The organism is Ensifer sp. Root278, from assembly GCF_001429285.1.
Taxonomy (GTDB): Bacteria; Pseudomonadota; Alphaproteobacteria; order Rhizobiales; family Rhizobiaceae; genus Ensifer.
On sequence record NZ_LMJJ01000005.1, the window covers coordinates 123,617 to 140,331 of the forward strand.

A 16,715-nucleotide genomic window follows, 5' to 3' on the forward strand; every position below is an offset into this window, starting at 1 on the left:
AGCAGCCTGTCCTCAGGCGCTCTCTGGCGGGGGTGCGGTCGATTCCCGCAAGATCAGTTCCACTGGCCAGAGTTCGTGAACCTCCTCGGTCGGCCGGCCCGAGAGAAGCTGCAGCACGAGATCGGCCGAGCGTGCGCCGGCGGCGCGCATCGAAGACCGGGTCGCCGAGAGTGACGGCACCATGTTCTCCGCGGTGAGGTAGGGGAACACGTCGTCATGGGCGATGACCGAGACTTCGCGACCGATTTCCAGGCCTATGGACCGCGCCGCCCGATAGATGCCGAGGGCCGTCATCATCGAGCCTGCGACGAAGGCCGTCGGCCGCGGCGTTTGTTCCAGGAAGGAGCGTGCGAAGCGGAAGCCGAGTTCGTCGGTGAAGTTGCCGTGGGCAACGAGGCGCGGATCGAACGGGAGCCCGCGCGCCTGGAGCGCGTCGCGGTAGCCCTTGTCGCGGTGAAGCGAGAAGGTGCGTCCTTGCCTGCCGTTGATCATGGCGATGCGGCGATGGCCGAGATCGATGAGGTGCGAGGTCGCGCGGCGGATGGCGCCTTCATTGTCGATATCGAGCCAGGCATGCGGCACGTCGATATCGGATCGGCCGTGCACGAGAAAGGGCATGCCGAGCTTATGCAGGAGGGCGATGCGCTCGTCGTTCGGCTCGGGAGAATGCACGATCACGGCGTCGACGCGGCCGCTGACGGCGAGCCGGCTGTAAAGCTGGATTTCGCCCGTAGGGTTCTTGTCATCCATCGGGCTGACGAGGATGTCGATGTCCTCGGTGCCGAGCCGCTCGGCCAGGCCGCCCATGAATTCGGAGAAATGGAATTCGCCGGAGCGCCCCATGACGACGCCGATCGCACCGGCGCGACCGGTAGCGAGCCTCACGGCATTGATGTTCGGACGATAGCCAAGGCGAGTTGCCTCTTCGGCCACGCGCTTGCGAGTCTTTTCGCTGACCTCGGGATAGCCGCTCAGCGCTCGGCTGACGGTGGTCGGCGAAAGGCCCAGTTGTTGTGCGAACTCCCTCAGTTTCATTCGGTATGCGTTTCCTCAGCCTAGCCCGGTCCCAGAAGTATACACCTTCGTTGCCGGTAACAATCGGTTTGTCGCGTGCATGCAGCGCCTCGAACCGCGATGGAATTTTACCAAACCGTTTTAAATTAATGCAGTTCCCCTTTGATTTTATGGGTTGTTGTTAGGTGCGGGTGAAATTTCTCCTCAGCCGTTATAATATTGAAATTAAATAATTATTTTAAATGATTTACGGCCGAACGACTTTTTCTGATGTATGGATTGACAGTTTTTCCGTCTTCTGCCAACTTTTTTCAATCCAAACCGCTTTCGAATTTGCTGAGGAGCTTTCGTGCGGTGGAGGGGGAACAGGAGGAGTCGACCCAATGACAACCATGCTCAATGCCCTGAGTTTTTGTGCCGCAATCGTTGCAGCCGGAACGGCCAGCGCCGCCGAGCTCTCGCTCGCCGCCAACACGACCGGCAAGAACGTCAATTTCATCCGCGAGCAGCTCGCCATCTTCGAGAAGCAGACGGGGCACAAGGTGAGCCTGGTCACCATGCCGCCGTCGAGCAGCGAGCAGTTCAGCCAGTACCGTCTATGGCTCGCCGCCGGAAACAAGGATGTGGACGTCTACCAGACCGACGTCGTCTGGGCGCCGCAGCTTGCCGACCAGTTCGTCGACTTGACGGAGGCGGCGAAGGATGTCGCCGGACAGCACTTCCCGTCGATCATCGCCTCGCAGACGGTCAACGGCCGTCTCGTGGCCCTGCCTGCTTTCACCGATGCGCCGGCGCTCTTCTATCGCAAAGACCTCTTGGAAAAGTACGGCAAGGCGCCGCCGAAGACCTGGGATGAACTGGCGACGACCGCCAAGGAAATCCAGGAGAAGGAACGCGCCGGCGGCCAGGCCGACCTCTGGGGCTACGTCTTCCAGGGCAACGCCTATGAAGGGCTGACCTGCAATGCGCTCGAATGGATCAAATCGTCCGGCGGCGGCCAGATCGTCGAGCCTGATGGCACGATCTCGATCAACAACGAGAAGGCGGCCGCAGCGATCGACCGCATCAAGGGGTGGGTCGGCACGATTTCGCCGCAGGGCGTGCTCGCCTATCAGGAAGAGGAATCACGCGGCGTCTGGCAGACGGGCAATGCCGTCTTCATGCGCAATTGGCCCTATGCCTATGCGCTCGGCAATGGTGACGACAGCGCGGTGAAAGGCAAGTTTGCCGTGACGCCGCTGCCGACGGCGACCGATGGCGATCAGCCGTCCTCGACGCTCGGCGGCTGGAACGTCGCCGTCTCCAAATATTCCGACGACCAGGAAGCAGCGATCGCGCTTGCCAAATTCCTCTCCTCGGCAGAGGTGCAGAAGCGCAGGGCGATCGAGCTCTCCAATCTGCCGACGATTGCCGCACTCTACGACGACGCGGAGGTCGCCAAGGCCCAGCCGTTCATGCCGGCCTGGAAGCCGATCTTCGAGAGCGCCGTGCCGCGCCCGTCGGCGGTCACCAAGGTCAAGTACAACGAGGTTTCGGCCAAGTTCTGGAATGCGGTCCATAACTCGCTCTCCGGCAACGGCACGGCTGCGGAAAACCTGGAACTGCTCGAAGTCGAGCTCACCGAGATGAAGGGCGATAGCTGGTAATCCTCCCGGGGGCGAGGGGAGCGCCTCCGGGCCTTCCCTCGCTCCACCGAGCAATCGCCGACGACGCCCAGCGCTCTGAACAAGTGCTTTGAAAGCAAGCAATTCTGGATGGGAAAACGCTTCACACTTTCCTGGAATTGCCTGGTGGCGTCGTTCCTCTCGGGCCAACCGCTCGGCCGCGCGCCGAATGGCAAGAGTGAGCCAAGACAATGACCGATCTTTCACTCGCAGATCCCCCTTCCGTCCTCGGACAACAGGCAGGGATCCGTTCCGACCTCAACGCCAGCCGCATTCGCTCCGCCTGGATCTTTCTCGCGCCGACCTTGCTGGTGCTCGCGCTCGTCGCCGGCTGGCCGCTCATACGCACCGTCTATTTCAGTTTCACCAATGCGTCGCTGACCAATCTTGAAGGTGCCGAGTTCGTCGGCTTCAAGAATTATCTGAGCTGGATCACGCTGAAGAGCGGGCGCACGGTCTATAATGGCCTGCTTGCCGATCCGGCCTGGTGGAATGCCGTCTGGAACACGCTGAAGTTCTCGGCGATGTCCGTCACCATTGAGACGGTGCTGGGGCTGATCGTCGCCCTGGTGCTGAACGCTAATTTCCCGGGGCGCGGGCTGGTGCGGGCGGCGATCCTCATCCCCTGGGCGATCCCGACCATCGTTTCCGCCAAGATGTGGGCCTGGATGCTCAACGACCAGTTCGGCATTCTCAACGACCTTTTGCTCGGCCTTGGCCTGATCAGCCAGAAGATCGCCTGGACGGCCAATCCGGAGACCGCGATGGTCGCGGTGCTGATCGTCGACGTCTGGAAGACGACGCCGTTCATGGCGCTGCTCATCCTTGCCGGCCTGCAGATGGTGCCAACGGATATTTACGAGGCGGCCAAGATCGACGGCGTGCATCCGCTGAAGGTCTTCTGGCGGCTGACGCTGCCGTTGATCCGGCCAGCGCTGATGGTCGCCGTGATCTTCCGCATGCTTGATGCGCTGCGCATCTTCGATCTCATTTACGTGCTGACGCCCAACAACGCACAGACCAAGACGATGTCGGTGCTGGCGCGCGAGAACCTGTTCGACTTCGACAAGTTCGCCTATGGCGCCACTGCCTCGACGATGCTGTTCCTGATCATTGCGGCGATCACCGTCGCCTACATGTGGTTCGGCCGCGTCAACCTCGAAGGGGGAGAGCGCTGATGGTTGCCACCTTTGCCAAGCGCACGGCGTTCTACGCTCTCGTCGCCGCCATCATCATCATGGCCGTCTTCCCGTTCTACTACGCGGTGCTGACGAGCTTCAAATCCGGAACGGCGCTGTTCCGGGTCGACTACTGGCCGACCGAGATCTCCTTCGACAACTACGCCGGCATCGTCACGAGCAGCGGCTTCCTGCGCAACCTCGCCAACTCGCTGATGGTCGCGACCATCGTAGTCTGCGTGTCGCTGCTGCTTGCGGTTACCGCCGCCTATGCGCTGGCGCGGGTGCGGTTTCGCGGGCGCGGACTTCTGCTCCTGACGATCCTGTCGGTGTCGATGTTTCCGCAGATTGCGGTGCTTGCCGGCCTGTTCGAGTTGATCCGCGCCGTCGGCATCTTCAACACCCCCCTGGCGCTGATCTTTTCCTACATGATCTTCACGCTGCCCTTCACCGTCTGGGTGCTGACCACCTTCATGCGCGATCTGCCGGTCGAGATCGAGGAGGCGGCGATCGTCGATGGTGCGACGCCCTGGGTGATCATCACGCGCGTGTTCATGCCGCTGATGTGGCCGGCACTGGTGACGACGGGGCTGCTCGCCTTCATCGCCGCTTGGAACGAGTTCCTGTTCGCGCTGACCTTCACGTCATCAGACAGCCAGCGCACCGTGCCGGTCGCGATCGCGCTGTTGTCCGGCAGCAGTGAGTACGAAGTCCCTTGGGGCAACATCATGGCCGCATCGATCATCGTCACCGTGCCACTGGTTATCCTCGTGCTGATCTTTCAGCGGCGGATCATATCCGGGCTCACGGCCGGCGGCGTCAAAGGATAAAGGGAAAAAACATGGCAGAGCTTCAATTGCGCAACATCCGCAAGTCCTTCGGTGCCTTCGAGGTGATCAAGGGCGTCAGCATGGATATCCGGGCCGGCGAGTTCATGGTCTTCGTCGGACCTTCCGGCTGCGGCAAGTCCACGCTGCTGCGCCTGATCGCCGGGCTTGAAGACATCTCTTCGGGCACGCTTTCCTTCGACGGACAGGTGGTCAATCAGTTGACGCCGTCCAAGCGCGGCATCGCGATGGTGTTTCAGTCCTATGCGCTTTACCCGCATATGACCGTCTTCGAGAACATGTCCTTCGGCATGCAACTCGCCGGCAAGGATAAGGAGCAGTGCAGGAAACGCGTCGAGGCGGCAGCGGAGATGCTGCAACTGACCCCCTATCTCCAGCGGCTGCCGCGGCAGCTCTCGGGTGGCCAGCGCCAGCGCGTCGCCATCGGTCGTGCGATCGTACGCGATCCCAAGGTCTTTCTCTTCGACGAGCCGCTCTCCAATCTCGATGCAGCGCTTAGGGTTGCGACCCGGATCGAGATCGCGAAACTGCATCGCAGCATGCACAACACGACGATGATCTATGTCACCCACGACCAGGTCGAGGCGATGACACTGGCTGATCGCATTTGCGTGCTACGAGATGGCCGGGTCGAACAGATTGGCACGCCGCTCGAACTCTACGAGAGCCCGAACTCGGTCTTCGTCGCCGGCTTCATCGGTTCGCCGAAGATGAACTTTCTCTCTGGTGCTCTTGCTGCTCCCTATGACGCCCACACGATCGGCATCAGGGCCGAGCATCTGGAGATCAGGTCGGGCGACGGCAGGTGGTCAGGGACGGTGGTGCACTCCGAGATGCTGGGATCCGACAGTTATATCTATCTCGACATCGGTGCCGCGGAACCGGTCATCGTCCGGGAAGGCGGCACCTCGCACCACCAGCCGGGAGACACAGTGCAGATCTCGCCGGTCGGCGACAACATTCACCGCTTCGATGCGGCGGGGCTGGCTTTGGGTCGTGCGCCCATGAGAGGGGCTGCCTGAAAGCTCAGGCGAACCTGGAGCTTCGGGGTCGCCAATTCCTGGCGACCCCATCAATCGCAGGACGACATGCCCGTGAGGGCAAACGCTAAGGAGAATGAACGTGCCTATCAGAACAGTTGTTTGGGGCGAGAATATCCACGAGCAGACCAACGAGGTGGTCCGCAGCATCTATCCGAACGGGATGCACAACACGATCGCGGCGGCGCTGAACACGGAAAGCGCGATCGAGGCGACGACGGCGACGCTGCAGGAGCCGGAGCATGGTTTGAGTGTCGAGCGCCTTGCCAATACCGATGTGCTTCTGTGGTGGGGTCACAAGGACCACGGCGCCGTCAGCGACGAAATCGTCGAGCGGGTCGCCAAGCGCGTCTGGGAAGGCATGGGTCTGATCGTGCTGCATTCCGGCCACTTCTCCAAGATCTTCAAGCGCCTGATGGGAACGCCCTGCGCACTGAAGTGGCGCGAGGCAGGCGAACGCGAGCGCGTCTGGGCGATCAACCCGCGCCATCCGATCGCCGAGGGGCTTGACGAGAACTTCGTACTTGAGAACGAGGAGATGTATGGCGAGCAGTTCTCGGTGCCCGAGCCGCTCGAAACCGTGTTCATCTCCTGGTTTGCCGGCGGCGAAGTGTTCCGTTCGGGGCTCACCTGGCGCCGTGGCGCCGGCAACATCTTCTATTTCCGCCCCGGTCATGAGACCTACCCGACCTATCACGACGCCAATGTCCAGAAGGTGCTGCGCAATTCGGTGAAGTGGGCCTACAACGCCGATAACCGCTACACGGCGATCCACGATGCGCCGAACGTGCCGGTCGAAAAGGCGCTGGAGCCGATCGTCGAGCGTGGCCCCCGGCTGCACCAGGCCGGCGAAGCAGGATACAGGTGAGCATCATGCGTCTTCTTGTAGTTGGAACCGGCGGCATGGCGAACAGCCATGCCCAGGCCTTTGCCAAAATCGAAGGCGTCGAGATGGTCGGCGCGGTCGATGTCGACCCCAAGCGTGCGCGTGCCTTTGCCGACAAGCACGGCATTGCCGAGACCTTCACCTCGCTCGACGAGGCGATCGCTTGGGGCAAGTTCGATGCGGCGACGAACGTGACGCCCGACAAGGCGCACCACCCGACGACGCTAGCATTGCTTGCCGCCGGCAAGCACGTGCTTTGCGAAAAGCCGCTTGCGGAAAACTACGCCAAGGCGGCGGAGATGGCGGACGCGGCCGAGCGTTCCGGCCTGGTGACGATGGTGAACCTCACCTATCGCAATGTCGCGCCGCTGCAGAAGGCACGGGCGATGGTGCTCGCAGGTGATGTCGGCCAGTTGCGGCATCTGGAGGCGTCCTATCTGCAGAGCTGGCTCGTCTCCAAGGCCTGGGGCGACTGGGCAACGGAATCGCAATGGCTGTGGCGACTTTCGACCAAGCACGGCTCGAACGGCGTGCTCGGCGATGTCGGCATCCACATTCTCGACTTCGCCGGCTACGGCGCCGGCACCGACGCGTCGCGGGTTTTCGCCCGTCTGAAGACCTTCGACAAGGCACCTGATAACCGCATCGGCGAGTATGATCTCGATGCCAATGACAGCTTCGTCATGACGGCGGAGTTCGGCAACGGCGCCATGGGCGTCGTCCATGCCAGCCGATGGGCGACCGGGCACTTGAACGAGCTCAGGCTCAGGCTGCACGGCGACAAGGGTGCGCTCGAAGTGGTGCACACGCCCGATGGCTCGACGCTCCGGGCCTGCCTCGGCACTGACGTTGAAACCGCGACTTGGCGCGATGTCGACGCGGGTACGGTTCTGACCAACTATGAGCGCTTCGTTGCGGCAGTCCGCGAGGGCAAGACCGAAGAGCCCGGGTTTCGTCACGCGGCGAACCTGCAGAAGGTGCTCGACCTCGCGATGGTGACGGAAGCCGAGCGGCGCGAGCTGCCCGTCTAACGTGAGTGACGGTCGGGGGAGCTGCTTTTGGCAGCTTCACCGCCCTCCGGCGGTACCCAAGGGGTCACTGCCGAGCCGACGGTGTTTTCCATCGATTGACCCAGACGGCGCAGCTGCGCGTCGTAGTTCTTGCGGGTGTTGGGATCGAAGATCATGATCGGCGTCGAGACCGCGAGACTTGCGGCACTGCCGACGGTCTGCGTTGCGCCGAGCGTGACGGCGCCCAGACGTTCGCCGAGCCCGACATCGGAATCGGTCACGGTCTGGCCGGCGATCAGCCGGTTGCCAAGCAGGCGCACGACTTCCGGGCTTTCGGCGAACTTGCCATGGTTCAGCTTGTCGCCGCCCTTCAGCGCCGTCAGATCGATGACGCTGATACCTGCCTGTTCGAGTTGTGTGCGATAGGGCTCGGCGGTCGGATCGATCTGGCCAAGACGGTCGACATTGCCGGAAATGCGCCTGGAGAGCGTCAGCGCCCGGTCGTCGCGCGACACGAACAGCGTGAATTTCGGGCGCTTGTCGCCCATGGCGCGGATCTGCTGGCCGAAGACGTCGACGTCGAGATCGGGCGAGGCTAGGATGACGTCGGTGATCTTGGGCGCGATGCGTCCGTCGCGGATCGCCATCTGGCGCAGAGCTTCGACCGTCACCCATGAGCCCATCGAATGGGCCATGACGGTGATTTCGCCGACCTGAGGATTGCTCGACGCACGCCGAAGCAGTTCCTCCAGCGCGTCACGCGAATAGTTGGTGCTTTCCTTGTCGTAATTGTAGTCGAAGATGCTGGCCCGCGAGGGCCAGGTGAAGATGACGGGGGCGACGTCCGTGCCGCTATCGTGGACGATCTGGGCAAAGCGGTAGACCGCGTCCTCGTAGCGGTTGTTGAAACCGTGAACGAAGATCAGCACGCGCCGGCTCTTCGGCAGGTTACCCTTCAGCCAGCTTTGGACGTCGTTGCCCTCACGCAATGGCGTGACGCTGACCGTGGAGAAGTCGCGCTCCGGATTGGCCGGAAGCTTCTTCGGCCATTGCACCTGGCCGACTTGCCGGTTTTTCTCCGGCGGAATTGAAACGACGATTTCCGTCAGGGAAAGCTGGTCCGACCGTTCGCCGCTGAAAAGCACGCCCGGTTCCGCCGTGGGCGCGCGCGTTGTCGCGATCATCAGGTCGACCTGGGAGGCGCCACCCGTCGTGCCCGAAGGAACGAGCACGCCGACCGGCCGGCCGGCACAGGCCGCAAGGGTTACGGCGAGGAGGAGCGTGGCGGCGATGCGGCTCCAATGCCCTTGCGAACCTGCGAGTGAAAACGGACGCAGCAACCAAACCCCCAGTACCGCATCATGCGGTGCGACATCCCTGCGAGCGGGACCGAGCCAATTCCTTGCATTAGAAACGCCAGATTTTCATCCCTTGATCGGCATTGCACACCTGTCGCCGCTGTGTTTGACGGCGAGATTGCGACAATCATGCAACATTTCGCTACAGGCAGCCCTGGGTAAAACCCCCTGATATTCATTGAAAAGGCTTTGGCCTTTCACTAGCATCGCCACAACCTTTCCCCGGACGCGGCCGTAGGTGCTCCGTTCGATCTCCCTGAAATGATGAAGGAATTCAGGAATGCAGGCGGTTTTCGATGGCCATAACGACGTGCTTCTGCGCCTGTGGCAGAACGCCCGAAAGGGGGCTGACCCGGTCCGCGAATTCGTCGACGGTATCGGCGAGGGCCACATCGACGCGCCGCGCGCCAAAGCGGGCGGCCTCATCGGCGGCATTTCGGCGATCTACGTGCCCTCGGGCGATCTGGTCCTGCAGCCGCCGGATGAAAACGGCCATTACGAAACGCCGCTCTCCGCGCCCCTCGAACACTTGCCGTCGCTGGCGATCGCCATCGAGCTCGCCGACATCGCCGTTCGCCTCGACCGGGCAGGGGCCTGGAAGCTTTGCCGCTCGACCGCCGAAATCCGCGGAGCGGTCGAGAAAGGTGTCTTCGCCTCGGTGCTCCACATGGAAGGCTGCGAGGCGATTGGTGCGGATCTGTCGGCGCTCGAAACCTTCTATGCCGCCGGCCTGCGCTCGCTTGGGCCGGTCTGGAGCCGCCACAACGTCTTCGGCCATGGCGTGCCGTTCTCCTATCCGAAGTCGCCGGACACAGCGCCGGGGCTGACGGATGCGGGTTTCGAACTCGTGCGTGCCTGCAACCGGCTGGGCATCCTGATCGACCTCGCCCACATCACAGAGCAGGGCTTCTGGGACGTCGCGAAAACCACGGACCAGCCGCTGGTTGCCAGCCATTCGAACGCGCATGCGCTGACGCCGGTTGCGCGCAACCTGACGGACAAGCAGCTGGACGCCATCCGCGAAAGCAAGGGGCTCGTCGGGCTCAACTATGCGACAACGATGCTGCGCGCCGACGGCCAGGAAAATGCCGCGACGCCGCTTTCCGACATGGTTCGCCATGTCGACTACATGGTCGAGCGCATGGGCATCGAATGCGTGGCGCTCGGATCGGATTTCGATGGCGCAACGATCCCCGTGGGGATCGCTGACGCAGCCGGTAACCATGCGCTCGTTACTGCGTTGAGAGGCGCCGGATATGGTGACGCCGAACTGGCAAAGATATGCCGGGAGAACTGGTGGAGAGTTCTGGGGCAGGCTTGGCACGAGGCCGCCTGAACCCATGAAGAAGGGCCCAAAAGGGCGCAAACGAGGGAACTGCAAAAAATGATGCACAAGCTCAATGGACGTCTTCGTCTTCTGACCGCTTCTGCGGCGCTTGCCATGGTGATGGCCGCGACCGCACCGGCCTTTGCCGAAACGCCGAAGGACACGCTGGTCGAAGCCTTTGCGATCGACGACGTCATCTCCATGGATCCGGGCGAAGCCTTCGAGCTGACCGCGGCCGAAATCACCGGCAACACCTACAGCATGCTGGTGCGCCTCGACATCAACGACACAACCAAGGTCGTCGGCGACCTCGCCGACAGCTGGACCGTGTCCGATGACGGCCTGACCTATACGTTCAAGCTGAAGTCCGGCCTTAAGTTCGCCTCCGGCAACCCGGTAACCGCCGAGGACGTCGCCTGGTCGTTCGAGCGCGCCGTCAAGCTCGACAAGAGCCCCGCCTTTATCCTCACCCAGTTTGGCCTCAACGGCGACAACGTGACGGAAAAGGCCAAGGCTACCGACGAGACGACCTTCGTCTTTACCGTCGACCAGCCCTATGCTCCGAGCTTTGTTCTGAATTGCCTGACGGCGACCGTGGGCGCAGTCCTCGACAAGAAACTCGTTCTCGAACACGTCAAAGTGGTCACGCCGAGCGACGACTTCAAGTACGACAACGACTTCGGCAACGAATGGCTGAAGACCGGCTACGCCGGCTCCGGTCCGTTCAAGCTGCGCGAGTGGCGCGCCAACGAGGTTATCGTGCTCGAGCGCAACGACAACTACTATGGCGAACAGGCCAAGCTCGCCCGCGTCATCTATCGCCACATGAAGGAAAGCTCGGGCCAGCGCCTGGCGCTCGAAGCGGGCGATATCGACGTCGCACGCAACCTCGAGCCGGGCGATTACGACGCCGTTTCGAAGAACGCCGACCTCGCCACGACGAATGCGCCGAAGGGCACGGTCTACTACATCAGCCTCAACCAGAAGAACGCCAACCTCGCCAAGCCTGAAGTGCGTGAAGCCTTCAAGTATCTGGTCGACTATGATGCGATCGGCTCGACGCTCATCAAGGGCATCGGCGAGATCCACCAGAGCTTCCTGCCGAAGGGCGTTCTGGGTGCCCTCGACGAGAACCCCTACAAGCTCGACGTCGCCAAGGCGAAGGAACTGCTAACGAAGGCCGGCCTTGCCGACGGCTTCACCGTCACCATGGACGTTCGCAACGGCCAGCCGGTCACCGGTATTGCCGAATCCTTCCAGCAGACGCTAGGCCAGGCCGGGGTGAAGCTCGAAATCATCCCGGGCGACGGGAAGCAGACGCTGACGAAGTATCGTGCTCGTAACCACGACATGTATATCGGCCAGTGGGGCATGGACTATTTCGATCCGAACTCCAACGCTGAAACCTTCACCAGCAACCCTGACAATTCCGACGAAGGCAAGAACAAGACGCTTGCCTGGCGCAATGCCTGGGACGTTCCGGAGCTGACGAAGAAGACCAAGGACGCTCTGCTCGAGCGCGACAGCGCCAAGCGTGCCGAGACCTACAAGGAACTGCAGAAGACCGTTCTGGGCGAAAGCCCGTTCGTCATCATCTTCCAGCAGACCGAAGTCGCCGGCTACCGCGGCAACGTCAAGGGCCTGAAGCTTGGTCCGAGCTTCGACACCAACTTCGTCGCCGGAATTTCGAAAGAATAAGCCGTCTCGAAGGAATAAACCGAAAGGATCGTTCCCTTGAGCATGAGCGCAACAGGGACAGTGGACGGGCGCAAACGCGCCCGTCCCGGCAAGATCGTGTCAGCCGTGCTGCGCTTTCTTGTCGTTGTCGTCACCACCTATCTCGGCCTTCTGGCCGTCACCTTCTTCATCGGCCGGGTGATCCCGATCGACCCGGTTCTGGCCGTTCTCGGCGACCGGGCGCCGACGCACGTCGTCGAAAGGACGCGCGAGGCGATGGGGCTGAACCTGCCCCTCTACCAACAATTCTTCATCTATGTCCGCCAGGCGCTGACCGGCGATTTCGGCGTTTCGGTGCTGACCACGAACCCCGTCATGACCGACATCCGCCGCGTCTTCCCGGCGACCATGGAGCTTGCGACGCTCGGCACCCTCATCGGCGCCATCTTCGGCGTGCCGCTCGGCGTTCTCGCCGCCGTCAAGCGCGGCAGCATCGCCGACCAGATCGTCCGCGTCATCGGCCTCGTCGGCTACTCGGTGCCGATCTTCTGGCTGGCGCTCCTGTCGCTGCTCGTCTTTTACGCGCGGCTGAAATGGGTCGCCTATCCCGGCCGCATCGACATCGTCTTCGAATATACGTTCACGCCGATCACCGGCTTCTACCTGTTCGACGCGCTCTGGCAGCGGCAGTGGGACGTGCTGTGGGACGTTTTCCGCCACATCATCCTGCCGGCGTCGCTGCTCGGTTACTTCTCGCTCGCCTATATCAGCCGCATGACGCGCAGCTTCATGCTCAATGAGCTGCAGCAGGAATATATCGTCGCCGCGCGCGCCAAGGGCCTTTCCGAGACCCGTATCATCTGGGGTCATGCGCTCAGAAACGCGGCGGTGCCGCTCGTGACCGTGATTGCGCTTTCCTATGCCGGCCTGCTCGAAGGCTCGGTGCTGACAGAAACCGTGTTCGCCTGGCCGGGCCTTGGCCTGTACATCACCAACTCGCTGCAGAATGCCGACATGAACGCCGTGCTTGGTGGCACCATCGTCATCGGTTCGGTCTTCATCGGCATCAATCTCCTGTCCGATCTTCTCTACCGGACGCTCGACCCGAGGACGCGCCAGCGATGAGCACCGTTACCGAAACACGTCCCCCGACACGCCCGATGACGCGGCGCGAATGGCTGCTGTCCGATCGCCCGCAGTCGCGCACCCAGGCCCGTCTCGGCCGCGCCTACATGACCTGGCAGCGCTTTGCCGCCAACAGGCTTGCCGTTCTAGGCCTCATCATCCTGCTGGCGCTGGTCTTCGTTGCGGCCTTCGCCGATGTCCTGGCGCCGCACTCGCCCTATATCGGCGATCTTGCCAACGCCCGGCTGCAGCCACCAGGAAGCCCCGGCTACCTGCTCGGCACCGACGATCTCGGTCGCGACATCCTTTCGCGGCTGATCCATGGTTCGCGGCTGACGCTTGCCGTCGTGCTGCTGGTCGCTGTTATCGCAGCGCCGATCGGCCTGATCGTCGGCGCGGTCGCCGGCTATGCCGGTGGCTGGGTCGATGCGGTGCTGATGCGCATCACCGATATCTTCCTTGCCTTCCCGAAGCTGGTGCTGGCGCTCGCCTTCGTCGCGGCGCTCGGACCGGGGATCGAAAACGCTGTCATCGCGATCGCGATCACCTCCTGGCCGCCCTATGCACGCATTGCCCGCGCCGAGACGCTGACGGTTCGCAACTCGGACTATATCTCGGCGGTGCAGCTCATGGGCGCGTCGCCGATCCGCATCGTCTTCCGGCACGTGATGCCGATGTGCATGTCGTCGCTGATCGTGCGCGTCACGCTCGACATGGCCGGCATCATTCTGACGGCCGCTGGCCTCGGCTTCCTCGGCCTCGGCGCCCAGCCGCCCTTGCCGGAATGGGGTGCGATGATCGCCTCGGGCCGCCGCTTCATCCTTGATCAGTGGTGGGTTGCAACGATGCCCGGCATTGCGATCCTGATCGTCAGCCTCGGCTTCAATCTGCTCGGCGACGGCCTGCGCGACGCGCTCGATCCCCGGGAGAGCGGCCAATGAGTACGCTGCTGACGGTAGAAGACCTCAAGGTCTCGTTCCCGACCCGTACCGGCCTCATCGAGGCGGTACGTGGCGTCTCCTTCACGCTCGGCCGCGAACGCCTCGGCATCGTCGGCGAAAGCGGCTCCGGCAAGTCGCAGACGGGCCGGGCGATCATGGGGTTGACGCCGGGCCATGCGCAGGTGACGGCCAAGCAACTGTCCTTCGACGGTATCGATTTGCTCTCGGCATCGCCAAAGGTCCGTCGGGACCTCCGGGGCAAGCGCATCGCGATGATCCTGCAGGACCCGAAATATTCGCTGAACCCGGTCATGAGCATCGGCCGGCAGATCGTCGAGACGCTCAGGCAGCATGAGAGTGTCAGCCGCGGCGAAGCCCGGGAGCGGGCGCTCGACATGCTCGCGGCCGTGCAGATCCGCGATCCGAAGCGTGTCTACGATCTCTACCCGCACGAGGTTTCGGGCGGTATGGGCCAGCGCGCGATGATCGCGATGATGCTGGTTGCCGGACCGGAACTGCTGATCGCCGACGAACCGACCTCGGCGCTTGACGTCACCGTGCAGCTCGAAGTGCTTGGTATCCTCGACAAGCTGGTTGCCGAGCGCGGCATGGGCCTGATTTTCGTCTCGCACGATCTCAGGCTCGTCTCGTCCTTCTGCGACCGGGTGATTGTCATGTATGCCGGCAGGATCGTGGAGGAACTGGCTGCGTCCGAACTCGCCAACGCCAAGCATCCCTATACGCAAGGTTTGCTGAACTGCATGCCGGCGATCGGATCCGATCGCCATCCCCTGCCGGTTCTCGACCGCAAGCCGGAGTGGGCTCAATGACATCAGCCGTTTCCGTTTCGAATCTCTCCGTCACCTATGACGAATTCAAGGCGCTGAACGACGTTAGCGTCGAGATTGCGCCGGGCGAGTCCTTTGGTCTCGTCGGCGAGTCCGGATCGGGCAAGTCGACCTTGCTCCGGGCAATCGCCGGTCTTGCGCCTGTTACGGGCGGTACCATCCGCGTCCATGATCGGGTGCTCAAGGGTGCCAAGCGCGACAAGGCCTTCTATCGCGCCGTGCAGATGGTGTTCCAGGATCCCTACGGCTCGCTGCACCCGCGCCAGACGATCGACCGGCAACTGCTTGAGCCTTTGGCTATCCACGGCGTGGCGGACGGCGAACGCCGCATCCTCAAGGCGCTCGACGAAGTCGGTCTCGGGTCGGGGTTCCGCTTCCGCTATCCGCATCAGCTTTCTGGTGGGCAGCGCCAGCGTATCGCCATTGCCCGGGCGCTGATCCTCGAGCCCTCGACCCTGCTTCTCGACGAACCGACGTCGGCGCTCGACGCTTCGGTGCAGGCAGAGGTCCTGAACCTACTGGAGCAGGTCAGGCGCGACCGCAAGCTCACCTTCATCATGGTCAGCCATGACCTCGGCGTCGTCACCCATATGTGCGACCGGCTGGCGGTCATGCAGGGCGGGCGCGTCGTCGAGTACCTGTCTTCCGGCGATCTCGTCGCCGGGCGGATCGGCGAGGACTATACGCGCAGCCTGATGGTGGCGAGCAAGGGGTTCCAGCGCAAGGACGCTGCCGCGACCGCGTGACGGTACCAGCGCAAGCGGGACGAGCATCCCGCTTGCGTAACCCTTGTTGGGGGGAACCGCGCCCTACAGCGCCGCGCGTCTTATCAGACGCGCAAAGGTCGCTGTAGCACTTTGAAGTGCTGCATGTTTTTGTCCTTTAATCGGGTACGATTGAAGGAAACATGCAGTAGAGCCGGCACGTTTACGCGCTTTGCCGCCAGATCGAGGCCGAGTCGGTGATCACCTTCCGGATGCGGCGCTGTTCGCGCCATTCCCGTCCGATGTCCTTGATGACCGGGCGGGCCTCCGGCGAGAAGATGTAGTTCCGGCACCGGGCGACGTAGGTTTCCATTGCCGGATTTACGCCGGAATAGAACTGCTTCTCGGGGTCACGAGAAAAATCCATCAGCCCGGCGCAATGGCGCGCAAAGCCGCCGCGAAGGATGGAGGGAGACGTTGTGAATTTCGGGAAGGTGCGAAACAGCGGGATCTTGATCCCGAGGAAACGCGCATACTCGTTTCGCCGGTGGAAGTGACCCTTGCGGCGGATATCCCAGTTCTGGTCCGCCGTATGGAATGACACCTGGGTGATCGCCGGATCGGCAAAGGGTGCCAGCAATTCCTCTCCCATGTCCCTCAGGGCAATCCAGTCGTCTTCCAGATGGAAGACCCAGTCGGCGCTGGTCGACGACCAGAGTCTCGCGACAGCCGCGCAGAAGCCGGGGTTCTCCGGTTGGAAGACGATGCCGTCGGGGAAGTGGCTGCGGAAGATCTCCACGCAAGTGCTGTGATCCTCGGGCGATCCGAAGATCGGATCAAGGTTGAGATAGGCGCCGCGCAGCTCGAGCCTGAGAAAGATCCTGTCCCGGAAGCTGGCCAGCGTCTGGGCAAGCAGGTCCGGTCGCCGGGTGGCGACAAGGCATAGGTCAATAGTGGACATTGCACCTCCTTAGGGTGCTAATTTGCAACTGTTGGAACCCACGCCATCGCCGAATTTCAATCTGAACACGTCAAATTTGGGGCAGACCAACCCCAGGCGATATACATTATGGATTTTCGCTGCTTGGTGTGGGG

Annotated in this window: 15 protein-coding genes; 12 read left to right on the forward strand and 3 right to left on the reverse strand. The window is 62.4% G+C overall.

Going from position 1 to position 16,715, the window contains the following annotated elements:
• Positions 1 to 12: 12 nt before the first annotated feature.
• Positions 13 to 1,035: a substrate-binding domain-containing protein gene (locus ASE60_RS07320; RefSeq protein WP_057249084.1), complete on the reverse strand. Its 1,023-nt coding sequence runs from the start codon at positions 1,033 to 1,035 to the stop codon at positions 13 to 15.
• A gap of 362 nt (positions 1,036 to 1,397) precedes the next feature.
• On the opposite strand from ASE60_RS07320, the gene ASE60_RS07325 reads away from it, so the two are divergent.
• The 6 genes from ASE60_RS07325 (at position 1,398) to ASE60_RS07350 (ending at position 7,661) form a co-directional block, all read left to right on the forward strand.
• Entirely contained in the window at positions 1,398 to 2,660 is a 1,263-nt protein-coding gene (locus ASE60_RS07325) for an ABC transporter substrate-binding protein (RefSeq protein WP_057249085.1), read from the forward strand.
• A gap of 209 nt (positions 2,661 to 2,869) precedes the next feature.
• Complete coding sequence (locus ASE60_RS07330; protein WP_057249086.1) at positions 2,870 to 3,856, forward strand: sugar ABC transporter permease; 987 nt, start codon at positions 2,870 to 2,872, stop codon at positions 3,854 to 3,856.
• Positions 3,856 to 4,686, forward strand: coding sequence for a carbohydrate ABC transporter permease (locus ASE60_RS07335; protein WP_057249087.1), 831 nt, complete (start codon positions 3,856 to 3,858; stop codon positions 4,684 to 4,686). The genes ASE60_RS07330 and ASE60_RS07335 overlap by 1 nt, the downstream gene beginning before the upstream one ends.
• 11 nt (positions 4,687 to 4,697) lie before the next feature.
• Positions 4,698 to 5,726 carry an ABC transporter ATP-binding protein gene (locus ASE60_RS07340; RefSeq protein ID WP_057249088.1) on the forward strand — a complete coding sequence of 343 codons (1,029 nt, stop codon included), beginning with the start codon at positions 4,698 to 4,700 and terminating at the stop codon, positions 5,724 to 5,726.
• A 100-nt stretch (positions 5,727 to 5,826) separates the two neighbouring features.
• A complete protein-coding gene (locus ASE60_RS07345; protein ID WP_057249132.1) occupies positions 5,827 to 6,612 on the forward strand; it encodes a ThuA domain-containing protein in 786 nt (261 codons plus the stop codon).
• Between the two features lie 5 nt (positions 6,613 to 6,617).
• Positions 6,618 to 7,661, forward strand: a complete 1,044-nt coding sequence (locus tag ASE60_RS07350) for a Gfo/Idh/MocA family oxidoreductase (protein WP_057249133.1) — start codon at positions 6,618 to 6,620, stop codon at positions 7,659 to 7,661.
• On the opposite strand, the gene ASE60_RS07355 is transcribed toward ASE60_RS07350, so the two are convergent.
• Positions 7,658 to 8,977 (reverse strand): alpha/beta hydrolase, encoded by a 1,320-nt coding sequence (locus tag ASE60_RS07355; protein WP_057249134.1) that lies wholly within the window; start codon positions 8,975 to 8,977, stop codon positions 7,658 to 7,660. The two genes, ASE60_RS07350 and ASE60_RS07355, sit on opposite strands and share 4 nt — an antisense overlap.
• 301 nt (positions 8,978 to 9,278) lie before the next feature.
• On the opposite strand from ASE60_RS07355, the gene ASE60_RS07360 reads away from it, so the two are divergent.
• Genes ASE60_RS07360 through ASE60_RS07385 form a run of 6 tightly spaced genes read left to right on the forward strand, consistent with a single transcriptional unit; the run spans position 9,279 to position 15,662 of the window.
• The gene (locus ASE60_RS07360; RefSeq protein WP_057249089.1) at positions 9,279 to 10,334 is read left to right on the forward strand and encodes a dipeptidase; all 1,056 of its coding nucleotides are present in this window, start codon (positions 9,279 to 9,281) and stop codon (positions 10,332 to 10,334) included.
• A gap of 48 nt (positions 10,335 to 10,382) precedes the next feature.
• Positions 10,383 to 12,023: an ABC transporter substrate-binding protein gene (locus ASE60_RS07365; protein WP_057249090.1), complete on the forward strand. Its 1,641-nt coding sequence runs from the start codon at positions 10,383 to 10,385 to the stop codon at positions 12,021 to 12,023.
• A 42-nt stretch (positions 12,024 to 12,065) separates the two neighbouring features.
• Entirely contained in the window at positions 12,066 to 13,127 is a 1,062-nt protein-coding gene (locus tag ASE60_RS07370) for an ABC transporter permease (protein WP_057249091.1), read from the forward strand.
• Complete coding sequence (gene nikC, locus ASE60_RS07375; RefSeq protein ID WP_057249092.1) at positions 13,124 to 14,068, forward strand: nickel transporter permease; 945 nt, start codon at positions 13,124 to 13,126, stop codon at positions 14,066 to 14,068. Before ASE60_RS07370 ends, nikC begins: the two co-directional genes overlap by 4 nt.
• Positions 14,065 to 14,898, forward strand: coding sequence for an ABC transporter ATP-binding protein (locus ASE60_RS07380; protein ID WP_057249093.1), 834 nt, complete (start codon positions 14,065 to 14,067; stop codon positions 14,896 to 14,898). The genes nikC and ASE60_RS07380 overlap by 4 nt, the downstream gene beginning before the upstream one ends.
• Positions 14,895 to 15,662 carry an ABC transporter ATP-binding protein gene (locus ASE60_RS07385; protein ID WP_057249094.1) on the forward strand — a complete coding sequence of 256 codons (768 nt, stop codon included), beginning with the start codon at positions 14,895 to 14,897 and terminating at the stop codon, positions 15,660 to 15,662. The genes ASE60_RS07380 and ASE60_RS07385 overlap by 4 nt, the downstream gene beginning before the upstream one ends.
• A 181-nt stretch (positions 15,663 to 15,843) precedes the next feature.
• Here ASE60_RS07385 and ASE60_RS07390 read toward each other — a convergent pair whose 3' ends face one another.
• Positions 15,844 to 16,581: a glycosyltransferase gene (locus ASE60_RS07390; RefSeq protein ID WP_244495560.1), complete on the reverse strand. Its 738-nt coding sequence runs from the start codon at positions 16,579 to 16,581 to the stop codon at positions 15,844 to 15,846.
• Positions 16,582 to 16,715 lie beyond the last annotated feature (134 nt).

Excerpts from the sequence above, each read along its gene's own strand:
- ASE60_RS07360 (WP_057249089.1), top strand. The coding sequence starts at position 9,279 with ATGCAGGCGGTTTTCGATGGCCATAACGACGTGCTTCTGCGCCTGTGG.
- ASE60_RS07340 (WP_057249088.1), top strand. The coding sequence starts at position 4,698 with ATGGCAGAGCTTCAATTGCGCAACATCCGCAAGTCCTTCGGTGCCTTC.
- ASE60_RS07365 (WP_057249090.1), top strand. The coding sequence starts at position 10,383 with ATGATGCACAAGCTCAATGGACGTCTTCGTCTTCTGACCGCTTCTGCG.
- ASE60_RS07335 (WP_057249087.1), top strand. The coding sequence starts at position 3,856 with ATGGTTGCCACCTTTGCCAAGCGCACGGCGTTCTACGCTCTCGTCGCC.
- ASE60_RS07320 (WP_057249084.1), bottom strand. The coding sequence starts at position 1,035 with ATGAAACTGAGGGAGTTCGCACAACAACTGGGCCTTTCGCCGACCACC.
- nikC (WP_057249092.1), top strand. The coding sequence starts at position 13,124 with ATGAGCACCGTTACCGAAACACGTCCCCCGACACGCCCGATGACGCGG.
- ASE60_RS07380 (WP_057249093.1), top strand. The coding sequence starts at position 14,065 with ATGAGTACGCTGCTGACGGTAGAAGACCTCAAGGTCTCGTTCCCGACC.
- ASE60_RS07390 (WP_244495560.1), bottom strand. The coding sequence starts at position 16,581 with ATGTCCACTATTGACCTATGCCTTGTCGCCACCCGGCGACCGGACCTG.
- ASE60_RS07330 (WP_057249086.1), top strand. The coding sequence starts at position 2,870 with ATGACCGATCTTTCACTCGCAGATCCCCCTTCCGTCCTCGGACAACAG.
- ASE60_RS07370 (WP_057249091.1), top strand. The coding sequence starts at position 12,066 with ATGAGCGCAACAGGGACAGTGGACGGGCGCAAACGCGCCCGTCCCGGC.
- ASE60_RS07350 (WP_057249133.1), top strand. The coding sequence starts at position 6,618 with ATGCGTCTTCTTGTAGTTGGAACCGGCGGCATGGCGAACAGCCATGCC.
- ASE60_RS07385 (WP_057249094.1), top strand. The coding sequence starts at position 14,895 with ATGACATCAGCCGTTTCCGTTTCGAATCTCTCCGTCACCTATGACGAA.
- ASE60_RS07325 (WP_057249085.1), top strand. The coding sequence starts at position 1,398 with ATGACAACCATGCTCAATGCCCTGAGTTTTTGTGCCGCAATCGTTGCA.